At 66.5% G+C, this 11,831-nt stretch carries 11 protein-coding genes; 3 read left to right on the top strand and 8 right to left on the bottom strand.

What is annotated here, in order from left to right; translation table 11 throughout:
* The 6 genes from IT540_RS03480 to IT540_RS03455 form a co-directional block, all read right to left on the bottom strand.
* On the bottom strand, positions 1 to 192 hold a 192-nt coding region (locus IT540_RS03480; RefSeq protein ID WP_291173316.1), incomplete at its 3' end, for a TCP-1/cpn60 chaperonin family protein.
* Between the two features lie 50 nt (positions 193 to 242).
* Positions 243 to 557 carry a co-chaperone GroES gene (gene groES / locus IT540_RS03475; protein ID WP_291173314.1) on the bottom strand — a complete coding sequence of 105 codons (315 nt, stop codon included), beginning with the start codon at positions 555 to 557 and terminating at the stop codon, positions 243 to 245.
* A gap of 507 nt (positions 558 to 1,064) precedes the next feature.
* The gene (locus IT540_RS03470; RefSeq protein WP_291173312.1) at positions 1,065 to 1,376 is read right to left on the bottom strand and encodes an H-NS histone family protein; all 312 of its coding nucleotides are present in this window, start codon (positions 1,374 to 1,376) and stop codon (positions 1,065 to 1,067) included.
* A gap of 251 nt (positions 1,377 to 1,627) precedes the next feature.
* The gene (locus IT540_RS03465) at positions 1,628 to 2,860 is read right to left on the bottom strand and encodes an ABC transporter permease (RefSeq protein WP_291173310.1); all 1,233 of its coding nucleotides are present in this window, start codon (positions 2,858 to 2,860) and stop codon (positions 1,628 to 1,630) included.
* Entirely contained in the window at positions 2,857 to 3,657 is an 801-nt protein-coding gene (locus IT540_RS03460) for an ABC transporter ATP-binding protein (RefSeq protein WP_366029135.1), read from the bottom strand. The genes IT540_RS03465 and IT540_RS03460 overlap by 4 nt, the downstream gene beginning before the upstream one ends.
* A complete protein-coding gene (locus tag IT540_RS03455) occupies positions 3,654 to 5,141 on the bottom strand; it encodes an efflux RND transporter periplasmic adaptor subunit (RefSeq protein WP_291173309.1) in 1,488 nt (495 codons plus the stop codon). Before IT540_RS03455 ends, IT540_RS03460 begins: the two co-directional genes overlap by 4 nt.
* Before the next feature lie 404 nt (positions 5,142 to 5,545).
* Between IT540_RS03455 and IT540_RS03450 the strand changes: the two genes are divergently transcribed.
* Positions 5,546 to 6,136 carry a superoxide dismutase gene (locus tag IT540_RS03450; RefSeq protein WP_291173308.1) on the top strand — a complete coding sequence of 197 codons (591 nt, stop codon included), beginning with the start codon at positions 5,546 to 5,548 and terminating at the stop codon, positions 6,134 to 6,136.
* A 79-nt stretch (positions 6,137 to 6,215) separates the two neighbouring features.
* On the opposite strand, the gene IT540_RS03445 is transcribed toward IT540_RS03450, so the two are convergent.
* The gene (locus tag IT540_RS03445; RefSeq protein WP_291173306.1) at positions 6,216 to 7,418 is read right to left on the bottom strand and encodes a hypothetical protein; all 1,203 of its coding nucleotides are present in this window, start codon (positions 7,416 to 7,418) and stop codon (positions 6,216 to 6,218) included.
* An 80-nt stretch (positions 7,419 to 7,498) separates the two neighbouring features.
* Positions 7,499 to 9,013, bottom strand: a complete 1,515-nt coding sequence (locus IT540_RS03440; protein WP_291173304.1) for a helicase HerA-like domain-containing protein — start codon at positions 9,011 to 9,013, stop codon at positions 7,499 to 7,501.
* A gap of 334 nt (positions 9,014 to 9,347) precedes the next feature.
* Between IT540_RS03440 and IT540_RS03435 the strand changes: the two genes are divergently transcribed.
* Positions 9,348 to 11,267 carry a methylmalonyl-CoA mutase family protein gene (locus IT540_RS03435; RefSeq protein WP_291173302.1) on the top strand — a complete coding sequence of 640 codons (1,920 nt, stop codon included), beginning with the start codon at positions 9,348 to 9,350 and terminating at the stop codon, positions 11,265 to 11,267.
* Between the two features lie 62 nt (positions 11,268 to 11,329).
* The coding region (locus tag IT540_RS03430) for a methylmalonyl-CoA mutase family protein (protein WP_291173301.1) at positions 11,330 to 11,831 on the top strand (502 nt) is incomplete at its 3' end.

Genomic DNA, 11,831 nt, shown 5'->3' with positions numbered 1-11,831 from the left:
GTCCTCGAGCTCGATCTCCTTGGCGACCGTCACGCCGTCCTTAGTGATGCGCGGGGCACCGAAGCTCTTCTCGATGACGACGTTGCGGCCCTTGGGGCCGAGCGTGACCTTGACGGCGTTGGCGAGGATATCGACACCGCGCAGCATGCGCTCGCGGGCGTCCTGCGAAAACTTTACGTCCTTAGCTGCCATGTTGGCACTCCGTTAGAATGTTGGGGAATTTGGGTTCGGACGGGAGGCGCTTACGCGGCCTTCTTGGTCGCCGTCTTACCTTCGAGGATGCCGAGGATGTCGCTCTCCTTCATGATCAGGAGATCCTCGCCGTCGATCTTGACCTCGGTGCCGGACCACTTGCCGAACAGAACGCGGTCGCCGGGCTTCACCTCGAGGGCAACGATCTTGCCCTGCTCGTCGCGGGCGCCGGGGCCGACAGCGACGACTTCACCCTGCTGGGGCTTCTCCTTGGCCGTGTCGGGAATGATGATGCCGCCAGCGGTCTTGGTGTCCTCCTCGACGCGCTTCACGACAACGCGGTCATGCAAGGGACGGAATTTCATGGGTAGACCCTCATGATGCAAATGGTTGATTCTGTTAAGAAATGAACCCCGGCAGAGACGAAGCCTCGTTGCCTGAGGGTTGCATGCGCCAACGACCGCTGAACGCATAGCCGACGGCGCAGCGCCTATATGTGGAGACCTGCTAGCACTGTCAAGCATTGAGTGCTAAGCAAGCTCAACGCAGGCTCGCGATTTTTTTGGTCGAGAAACCAGTTCCAGGCCCGGATCTGCCGACCTTAGTTTCCAACCATTGTGAGCGAAAACAAGGCGCGAGCGATCTCCCAACGGCGCCATTGCGCAGCACGCTGGCGTTTATTGCGAAAACCGCATTCGGCATCGGGCTTTTCGAGGCGCCGACATTCCATACATGCGGACAAAATGCACTGCGGGCTGACGTTATAATCGCCCGCTGCGCCCCAATACGCGCCACCAGGTACGGCCCAAAAAAAAACCAGTGCGCCGCCTATCCGGCGACGCACCGTTTCGACATCGTCGATTGCCGATGAATCAGACCGCAAAATCGGTGATTTTGGCGCCTTTGCTCAGCTTCGCGACGAGCCAATTCGGCTTTCTGCCGCGGCCCGTCCAGGTCTCGGACCGATTGTCGGGGTTAATGTATTTCACGGCAACCGACTTGCCGCGCCCGCGGCCACCGAACAACTCCCCGACGGAAAACCCTGCATTTTCGGCAAGCGATGAAATCTTGTGCTTCAGCTCGGCGCGCTCACGGTCCTTCGCCGCGTTCAATGCCTTCTGAGCGCGCGCGATATGGTCCGTCAGCTCTTTCACCGACAGCTTATCGTAGTTGATGCTTGCCATTCTCCACTCCCGTTGGTCGTCCGATCTCTCTGCTTCCGTCCATTCGGCCAAGCTCTATTATGCCTGGAATTCCGATACATCCCAAAATTTCTGAAAATGGATAAAAAACACCAATGGCTTATGCTACGCCCACGTACATTCTCGACTGCTGCGAGCGAAAACGGCCGTGAGCCGCGCGAACGCGGCTCGGAGGTGGTTCAGTAAAATCTTTTGGGGGGTTCCGTCAAGGCCGGCGAAAGTATTCGCGCGTCCTATTCGCTTCGCAAAGCGTCGATGGGATTTAGAAGAGCCGCGCGACGCGCCGGAAACAATCCGAAACAGATGCCCGTTGCGGCGGCTGCCGCAAGGGCGCCGCCCAGAACCGCGGGCGAGACGAGCACCGGCCAATTCGCCACAAAAGCGATGACCGCCGAAGCCGAAACGCCGATGGCAATTCCGATCAGCCCTCCAAGGAGACACAGGGAAACGGCCTCGACGAGAAACTGAAGCATGATATCGCGGCGGCGGCCGCCGACCGCCATTCTGAGCCCAATCTCGCGCGTGCGCTCGGTCACGGAGACGAGCATGATGTTCATGATGCCGATGCCGCCAACAATGAGCGAAATGACCGAGGTTGCCGCCAGAAGATAGCTCAGCGTGGTCAAAACCTCGCTTCTCGCCTTCATGGTTTCCGCGAGATTGCGAACCGAGAAACTGTCCTCGGCGCCCGCCCGCGTCTTGCGGCGCTGGCGCAGGAAGCTCTCGATGTCCTCCTGCACCTCCGCCATGTCGGCCCCTTCGTCGACCTTGACGTAAATGCGCCCCACGCGGTCGTTTTGGATCTGGCTCTTGCCCGAGACCCGGAGCCGGGCCGTGGTGATCGGCAGGAGCACAATGTCGTCCTGGTCGCGCCCCATCACGGACTGCCCCTTGGCCGTCAGAACACCGACGACCTCGAACGGCACGTTCTTGATGCGAACCGCGGCGCCGACCGGGTCCTCGCCGGGAAAAATCTCCTTGGCGACGGTCGCTCCCAGAATGGCAACCTTGGCGCCGCTGCGGACATCCGCCGCGTCGAGGTCACGGCCCGAGGCAATCGGCCAGTCGCGCACGCTTGCGTATTCCGCGTGCACGCCGCTCAAGCTCGATGTCCAATTGCTGTTGCCACGTACCACGGGGCCTGAATCCTCGATCTGCCCCGCGACGGCGGTCACGCCCGGGACTTTGTCGCGGATGCCGGCGACGTCGATCTCGCTCAGCGGGATGTCCGTGCCGGCCCCGCCCTGCCGGCCCATGACGCGCATCGAGCCGGGAAACACCACCAGCATGTTGGTGCCGAGCGCCTTGATCTGCTTGTCGACCTCGCTCGAGGCGCCCGTGCCGACGGCGACGAGGATGATCACGGAGGCGACGCCGATGACGATGCCGAGCGTGGTCAGCACCGAGCGCAGGAGGTTGACCCGCAGCGCCCGCACGGCGATCAGAACGCTGTCCCACAGGTTCATGGCGCGGCTCCCGGCGCGGATGAGGCATCCGACAAGGTCACGCCGCCCGCGTAGGGCGTCTGGCGGATGTCGTCGACGATGCGCCCGTCGCGAAACGTGATGCGCCGTCCGGCCCACAGCGCGATCTCCGGCTCGTGGGTGACGACGATGATGGTGATCCCGCCGCGATTGAGCTCGGCGAAAAGCTGCATGATCTCCTCGGAGGTACGGCTGTCGAGGGCGCCCGTCGGCTCGTCGGCGAGCAGGAGCTTCGGATTGTTGACGAGAGCGCGCGCGATGGCGACGCGCTGCTGCTGGCCGCCCGAGAGCTGGCGCGGCGTGTGGTCCATGCGGTTGGCGAGGCCGACCTGCTCCAGGCGCCGGCGCGCCATCGCCTCGCTGTCGGCGGGACGGGGATGGGCATAGAGCAGCGGAAGCATCACCTGCTCGAGCGCGCTCGTGCGCGGCAGCAGGTTGAACTGCTGGAAGACGAAGCCAATGGAGCGGTTGCGCAGGTCCGCCAGCTCATCCACCGCCAGCGTGCCGATATCGCGGCCGTCAAGCACGAGGCTGCCCGAGGTCGGCACGTCAAGCGCACCGATCAGGTTCATCATGGTGGACTTACCGGAGCCCGAAGGACCCATGATGGCCACGAAATCCCCGGCTGCGATGTCGAGCGTGACATGGTCGAGCGCCACGAGGTCCTGCTCGCCCACGCGGTAGACCTTCGTCAGGTCGCGGGCGGAGACGAGCGGGGGGCCGAGGGGCGGGGCTTCCCCTTGCGGCTCAGGACCGGCAGGACGCTCGATGACGGTCACGACTTCACGTCCCGGGCTCGAATGATGACGGGCTCGCCCTCGGCCAGGTTGCCGCCGACGATCTCGGTGAACTGGTCGTCGGAGATGCCAGTGCGGACGTTGCGCCGCTCCGGGACGCCCGTCTTGCCGAGCACCCACACCGTCGCCGGACGCACGGCCTCGCGGCCTTCCTTCCAACGCTGGAACGCCGCCCGCTGGTTGTCGCTCAGCAGCGGTGCAAGGGCCTGCTCGATGCGCGACATGAACCGCTGGCGGATCTCGCCGCGGTCGCGCCCCGGCCCGCCGCCGATGAAGCTCGTCTGCCCGCTGCTCTCGCGCATCTCGCTGCCGAGCTGATCCACGGCCTCGCGCACCGCCGCCACCTGGGCGTCGGTCAGCTCCATCTCCGTCTTGAGGCGCTCGATCATGCGGGCGCCGCGGTCGCCTGCACCGCCGCCCTCGCCGCGCTCGCGCCCGCCCGAGGCGGCGACGTCGCCCTTCGGTCGGAAGCGAAGCGCCTCATTGGTGACGCGCAGCACGCCGTCGCGCGTCGCCGACACGATCACCACGTTGGCCGTCATGCCGGGGAACAGCTTGCGGCCTTCGTTGGCGGCCTCGACGATCACCGTATAGGTGACGACGCTGTTGAGCTCGGTCGCGGCCAGGCGGACCTGGGTCACGCGGCCCTCGAACTGCCGGTCGGGATAGGCATCGACCGTGAAGGTCGCGGCATTGCCCTCGGCGACGGCACCGACGTCGGCCTCGTTCACCTGCGCCTCGATGCGGATGCGCGACAGGTCCTGGGCGATCTTGAACAGCTCCGGAGCCTGCAGGCTGGCGGCCACGGTCTGTCCGGGATCGACCGTTCGCGAGATCACGGTGCCGTCGATGGGCGAGCGGATGTCGGAGCGCTCCAGGTCGATCGCGGCCTGGTCGAGGGCAGCCTTGCGCTGCGCGACAGTGGCGCGGGCGCTCGCCACCTGCGCCTCGGCCACGGCGATGTCGGCCTTGGCAACGTCGCGATCGCGCACGGCGGTCTCGAGGGTGAGTTGCGGCGAGAGACGCTTCTCGGCCAGGCCTTGCTGGCGGGCCACGTTGGTCTCGGCGGCCTGCAGCACGGCCTTCGCCTTTTCGAGCGTGGCCTGCTGATTGAGGAGCGCAGCGTCGGCGGCCTCGAGATCCGCCTTGGACTGGGCCACCTTGGCGGCGAACGTCTTGGCGTCGAGTGTGGCCATGATATCGCCGGGCTTCACCTCGCTATTGAAATCGACCTTCACGTCGTCGATCTGACCGGAAAGCTGCGAGCCGACGCTGACCGTCACCAGGGCCCGCACCGGGCCCGACGTCGAGACGATCTTGCGGATCTCGCCCTTGGTGGCAGGCACCGTCTCGTAGACGACGCCCTTGCCGGGCGATGCGCCAGGGCCGAACAGCCAGAGCAGGAAAAGGCCGGCCGCAGCCACCGGAACCGCGAGGGTAAACAGGGAACTCAGGCGTCTTGTCATGTGTTTCGACCAGTTCGGCTCCGCGATGGGCGCATTTAATTCTACTAGAAGACGGAATTGCAGCCGACTTCCGTCGCGCCTTTAGCGCCCTGCGCGCTCAGCCGGCGCCATGACGCAAAATGGCCACAACGATGAACGGCAGATGAACGCGCCATTCAGGACGGGTTCAGAGGCTCCTGGCTAGGTTGGGCTCACCCTGAGATCCTATCTTCCCCGGCGTGATCCACGGGGGTGCACCGCTCAGGGTCGGTGCACCCCCACCCTTCCCTCCCCCATCGTTCTCGCCGGCACTTTTCAACCCGCGTCGTTCGACCGCGGCGGCCTCCCGACAATGCTTGAATGGAACCTCCCGAGCCGGTAGGCATTGGGCGACATGATTTCCGCTCAAGACGGAGTATCCGCCCGTGACCTTCAAGCTCCCTGACCTTCCTTATGCCTACGATGCGCTTTCGCCCTATATGTCGGCGGAGACGCTCGAGTTCCATCACGACAAGCATCATCAAGCCTATGTCGACAACGGCAATAAGCTGATCGTCGGGTCCGGCCTCGAGGGAAAATCGATCGAGGAGATCTGCGTCGCCGCCTACGCGGGCAAGAACCAGCCGCTCGTGAACAACGTCGGCCAGCACTACAACCACATCCACTTCTGGCAGTGGATGAAGAAGGGCGGCGGCGGCAACAAGCTGCCGGGCTCGATCCAGAAGCTCGTCGACGGCTACGGCGGCTTCGACAAGGTGCGCGCCGACTTCCTGAACGCCGGCACCACCCAGTTCGGATCGGGCTGGGCCTGGCTCGCCGTCAAGGACGGCAAGCTGGAAGTGACCAAGACGCCGAACGGAGAGAACCCACTGATGCACGGGTCGCAGCCGATCCTCGGCGTCGACGTGTGGGAGCACAGCTACTACATCGACTACCGCAACGCGCGGCCGAAGTACCTCGAGGCCTGGTTCGACAACCTCGTCAACTGGGAGCACGTCGAGGAGCTGGCGAGCTGAGGCTCGCCATCACTCTCGAAAAGGCTCGGCGCGGGACCTCACGGTCCCGCGTTTTTTTGCATCGCGGGCTTTGGAGCGGTCAGCGGCGGTGCCAGCCGGCAAGGGCGGAGACGAGGCTCTCGTTCTCCGGAACCTGAATCTCGATCGACAGGCGGCGGTCCGGAATGGCGACCGGGGCAGGCACCCCGTGACGGTCGCGCAGCAGCGCCGAAATGCGGATGACCAAGTCTTGGGGTCCCGCCGCGTAGGGGGTCAGGAGCCAGGCCCAGCGCCCGAACGTGGCGGGATCGCGTGCGGCAAGGGCGTGCTTCGCGCTCACGAACTGCGTGCGCTCCGACTGGCGCTCGATCTCGAAGGCCTCGGCGCTGCCGTACACGCTCACCGAAAGCGTCTCGATGTTGTGGCCCTGCTGCATGAGCCCGGCGAGCATGTGGCGGCCCAGCGTGACCTCGACGGTCGTCGGCGCACCGAGCCACACCACGTCGGGCACGTGAGGCACCAGCAGGCCGGCATCGACGGCCCGCGCGAGATCGTCGGCGGAGAGAACCTGCGTCGCGGGGCGGGGCGGCTCCGACCTAGGCGGCTCCGTAGAGCGCTGTCCGGCGTCCGCTGACATCCTGACCTGTGGCTGCGGTGCCCGCTCGGGCTCCGAACGCTGCTGGGCCGCGGCGATCAGCGCGGCATCGGCCTCAACCTCGGGCAGATCCGACAGCGGGCGGACGCGGACGCCTGCACCGGGCCGAGATACAGGCCCCGTCTCGGCACCGGGCTTTGCTGGCGGCGGCTCCTTCGCCGGGGCAGCCGTCCGCTTCGGAAGCGGCGGCGCGGGCAGCGGCGTGCCCTGGGTCTGCTCGAGCGCCGGCTCGCCGGACGCCCGGCGGGCCGCCTCGCGCTCGCTCATTTCGCGCAGCGAGGTTGCGGCCGCGCTCATGCGGGCGATCACGCGCGCAATGCCGTCGATGTCGCGCGGGGCAAGCATATTGAGCTTGCGGAACATCAAGGGCAGCTTGGTCGGGGCCAGATCCGCCGCGCGAACGGGAACCAGGAGATTGAGCGGCAGCGTCTCACGGGCAATGTCGGCAAGGCCCACGGTCGGCGCGGATGCCTCGGTCCACAGCACGATCACCGCCTCGAACTGGCGCAGGCGCGAGGCGCGCTCGGGGCGCGGGTTGTCGGGCTCGCCGTCGAACGAGACGAAGTGGCCGCGCCCCATGAGCGCGGCTCCCAGCTCCCGCGCCAGGCTCGCATCCTTCGGCACATGACAAATGAGTGTGCGTGCCATGCCGGTTCCTCAACACCGCAGCCCTCCGGGCTGCGCGCCCACGCCAACACAACGCTGCACAACGCCTGCTGCCCGCCGCCTCAGCGGCTCCGGCCCGTGATCGACTTCACGATGATGTTCTTGATCGTCGTCGCAATGGTGCGCGAGATCGACCGCTGCAGATCCTTGCCGATCATCTCGCCCATGCCCTGGCTCGGGCGGCCCTTGCGCTTGCCGTCGGCCGACGTGCCTCCGCCGCCCCCACCGAAGATGACGTCGCCCCAGCCGCCACCGCTCGAGCCGGCCTCCTCGGCCGCCTTGTTGGCGCGCTTGGTCAGGATCTCGTGCGCGCTCTCGCGGTCGACCGTCTCCTCGTATTTGCCGTAGACGGGGCTGTACTCGACGATGCTCAGGCGCTCGTCTGCCGAGATCGGTCCGATGCGGCCTTCGGGCGGGCGGATCAGCGTGCGCTGGACCATCGACGGCTCGCCCTTGTTCTCCAGGGTCGAGACGAGCGCCTCGCCGACCTTGAGCTCCAGGATGACGCGCTCGGTGTCGAGGTCCGGGTTCTTGCGGAAGGTCTCGGCCGCGGCCCGAACCGCCCTCTGCTCCTGGGGCGTGAAGGCACGCAAGGCGTGCTGGACGCGGTTGCCGAGCTGGGCGGAGACCGAGTTCGGAACGTCCATCGGATTTTGGGTGATGAAGTAGACGCCGACGCCCTTCGAGCGGATCAGGCGCGCGATCTGCTCGATGCGCTCGAGCAGCGCCTTCGGCGCCTCGTTGAAGAGAAGATGCGCCTCGTCGAAGAAGAAGACGAGCTTCGGCTTCGGAAGATCGCCGGCCTCGGGCAGCGTCTGCCAGAGCTTGGTCAGCATCCAGAGCAGGAACGTCGTGTAGAGCCGCGGCTTTTCCATCAGCTTGTCGGCCGCGAGGAGGCTCACCACGCCACGGCCGTCCGGAGCGACGCGCATGAAATCCCTGATGTCGAGCGAGGGCTCGCCGAAGAACAGCTCGGCGCCCTGCTCCTCGAGCACCAGCAGGCGGCGCTGGATTGCCCCGACGGACGTGGTCGCCACGTTGCCGTACTGCTGGATCAGCTCCTTGCTGCGCTCGGCGACGTTGGCGATGATGGCACGCAGGTCCTTGAGGTCGAGGATCGGGATCTTCTCGTCGGCTGCAACGCGGAACGCGATGTTGAGGACGCCTTCCTGCACCTCGTTAAGCTCGAGCATGCGCGACAGCAGCAGCGGGCCCATGTCGAGCACGGTCGTGCGTATAGGGTGGCCTTCCTTACCGAATACGTCCCAGAGGATGGTCGGGAAGGCGCGAGCCTGCCATTCGGCGCCAAGCCCGATCTGCTCGTTGCGTTTGACGATAAAGTCCTTGGGCTCGCCGACGGCGGCAATGCCCGAGAGGTCGCCCTTGATGTCGGCGGCGAAGACCGGAACGCCAGCGGTGGAGAAGCCCTCGGCCAGCACCTGCAGCGTCACCGTCTTGCCGGTGCCGGTGGCGCCCGTGATCAGGCCGTGCCGGTTCGCGAAGCGCAGCTCCAGGTACTCGGGCTTCGTGCTCTTGCCGAGGAAGATCTTTCCGTCCTGAAGCACAGACTCGCTCATTCCGCTCTCCGCATTGACACCCGACCGGCACCTCGTCCGCAGCACAAAATCGTGCCGACTCGGGTCGCTTCGCACCTCAAGCCCTCATTGCATGGGGCTCGAGTCATTGCAAATTCAGTTGCATGGCCCTCTCCGTCAAGCTGGGGAAATTTCGGTGTCGCCGAGGCGTCGAGAGGGCGACCTTCGGCGGTGCAGGCGCGGGTCTGTCGTCGAACTGTCGCACGGGACGATTCCGCGTGCGCAGACCGCGGCTTTTCCCTATAGAGCAAGGCATGGGTCGAGGCCCAATGGCCACTCGACAACACCAATCCGATCAACGGGGTCCGATGTCACGATGACGGCCGCAGGCAACACACAAGGCGTTTCTGCAACTACGCTCGCGTCGGATTTCGAGGCCGCCACGCGCGACCAGTGGCTGGCGCTCGTCGACAAGGCGATCAAGGGCGCCGATTTCGAGAAGAAGCTCGTCACACGCACCGCCGACGGAATCCGCATCGAGCCGATCTACACGCGCGAGACGAGCGTGCCGGCGCTGCAGACGGCCACTCCCGGCCATGCCCCCTTCACGCGCGGGACGCACGCAGCGGTGCAGGGCCTCGGCTGGGAGATCCGCCAGCGGGTCAATGCCGGCGATGCGGAGCAGGCCAACCGCGAGATCCTGTCCGAGCTCGAAGGCGGCAGCAACGGCATCGTGCTCGAGATCGAGGCGCCGGGGCAGACCGGATGCCGCGTCCGCAGCGCCGCCGACATGGCGGCCGCGCTCGCCGGCGCACGGCTCGATCTGGCACCGGTGGAGATCAAGGCGGGCCTCGGTGCGGCCGACGCCGCGGCCCAACTCATCTCGGCGCTGCCAGGGCTCGGCATCAGGGCCAAGTCGGCGCAAGTGTTCCTCGGCCTCGATCCGATCGGGTCGCTGGCCCGTTGGGGCACGCTGCCCTCGCCGGTGCAGCAGGCGCTGGTGGAAACCATCGCGCTGGCGCGCGAGGCGCACGACGAGGCGCCGCTGGCGCGCACGGTCAAGGTCGATGCCACGGTCTATCACGAGGCCGGCGCGACGGAGGCGTTCGAGCTCGCGGCGCTCGGGGCGACGCTGATCGCCTATCTCCGCATGTTCGAGGCCGCCGACGTCGCCCCCGCCGACGCGCTCGGCCAAATCTCTTTTACGGTCTCCTCCGACACCGACCTGTTCGCGACGGTCGCCAAGCTCAGGGCCGCACGCCGCCTCATCTGGCGCATCGCCGATGCGTCGGGCGCCGGCGAGGCCGCGGCCAGCCTGCACCTTTCGGCCTCGTCCTCGTTCCGCATGCTGGCAAGGCGCGATCCCTGGACCAACATGCTGCGCTCGACGCTTTCCTGCGCGGGCGCGGTGCTCGGCGGGGCGGATGCCATCGCCGTGTTGCCGTTCACGGCGGCGCTCGGCGAGGCGGACGACTTCGCGCGGCGGACGGCGCGCAACATCCAGATCGTGCTGCAGGAGGAGTCGTGGCTCGGACGCGTGCTCGATCCCATGGGCGGGTCCTGGTACATCGAGGCGCTCACCAACGAGATGGCCAAGACCGCCTGGGCACTGATGCAGGAGATCGAGGGCAAGGGCGGCATCATCTCCGCGCTCGACCAGGGGTTCGTGCAGGACAAGGTCGCCGCCGATGCCGCGGCCCGCGCCAAGGCCATCGCCACCGGGCGCGCGGCGCTGACCGGCGTGTCGGCATTTCCGCTGCTCGGCGACGATGGCGTCAAGGTGAAGCCGTCGCGGGCCGCGCCGCCCGTCACCGGCGAGCAGATGGTGCGCCCGCTCGCCCCGCACCGGCTGGCCGAGCCGTTCGAGGCGTTGCGCGATGCGGCCGACGCCTTCACGGCGAAGACGGGCCAGGAGCCGCGGGTGTTCCTCGCCAGTCTCGGTCCCGTCATCGAGCACACGGCCCGCTCGACGTGGATCAAGAACTATCTGGCCGCGGGCGGGATCGGCTCGCTGACCACGGATGGCTATGCGTCGGCCGATGAGGCGGCCGCTGCTTTCAAAGCCTCATGCGCGACGGCAGCCTGCATCTGCTCGTCCGACGCGCTCTATGCGGAGCACGCGGAGGCGACCGCGCAGGCCCTGAAACAATCGGGCGCCAAGCTGGTTCTGATGGCGGGGCGTCCCGGAGAGCGGGAGGCGGCGCTCAAGGCGGCCGGGGTCGACCAGTTCCTGTTTGCCGGCGCCGACGCGGTGGCCACCCTCAAGGGTCTTCAGGAAAAGCTCGGAATTTCGTAAGCTTCGGCGATCGGCCCGTCATATTCGCGCCAGGGGCAGTCCCCAGAGAAACGGCTCAAGGCATGACCAGCATTCCGGATTTCACCAAGATCAAGCTCGAGGGCACGCGCAAGGCCAACGGCGTGGCGCACGAGGCGCCGGCCGCAGCGAACGGCGATGTCTTCACGACGCCGGAAGGCATTCCCGTCAAGCCGACCTACACGGACGCCGATACCGCCGGCCTCGACTTCCTCGATACCTGGCCCGGCATCGCGCCCTACGTGCGCGGCCCCTACCCCACGATGTACGTGACCCAGCCGTGGACCATCCGCCAGTACGCGGGCTTCTCGACGGCGGAGGATAGCAACGCGTTCTATCGGCGAAACATCGCCGCCGGGCAGAAGGGCCTCTCGGTGGCTTTCGACCTCGCGACGCACCGCGGCTACGACAGCGACCATCCCCGCGTGCGCGGCGACGTCGGCATGGCGGGCGTGGCCATCGATTCCATCTACGACATGCGCACGCTGTTCGACGGCATTCCACTCGAGCAGATGACCGTCTCCATGACCATGAACGGCGCCGTGC

The sequence above is a fragment of the Hyphomicrobium sp. genome (assembly GCF_020852195.1).
Classification (GTDB): Bacteria; Pseudomonadota; Alphaproteobacteria; order Rhizobiales; family Hyphomicrobiaceae; genus Hyphomicrobium_C.
Note: the sequence above shows the minus strand (reverse complement) of the source record. Positions and strands in the feature narration are given on the sequence as shown.

Excerpts from the sequence above, each read along its gene's own strand:
- IT540_RS03435 (WP_291173302.1), top strand. The coding sequence starts at position 9,348 with ATGACGGCCGCAGGCAACACACAAGGCGTTTCTGCAACTACGCTCGCG.
- groES (WP_291173314.1), bottom strand. The coding sequence starts at position 557 with ATGAAATTCCGTCCCTTGCATGACCGCGTTGTCGTGAAGCGCGTCGAG.
- IT540_RS03470 (WP_291173312.1), bottom strand. The coding sequence starts at position 1,376 with ATGGCAAGCATCAACTACGATAAGCTGTCGGTGAAAGAGCTGACGGAC.
- IT540_RS03440 (WP_291173304.1), bottom strand. The coding sequence starts at position 9,013 with ATGAGCGAGTCTGTGCTTCAGGACGGAAAGATCTTCCTCGGCAAGAGC.
- IT540_RS03455 (WP_291173309.1), bottom strand. The coding sequence starts at position 5,141 with ATGACAAGACGCCTGAGTTCCCTGTTTACCCTCGCGGTTCCGGTGGCT.
- IT540_RS03465 (WP_291173310.1), bottom strand. The coding sequence starts at position 2,860 with ATGAACCTGTGGGACAGCGTTCTGATCGCCGTGCGGGCGCTGCGGGTC.
- IT540_RS03445 (WP_291173306.1), bottom strand. The coding sequence starts at position 7,418 with ATGGCACGCACACTCATTTGTCATGTGCCGAAGGATGCGAGCCTGGCG.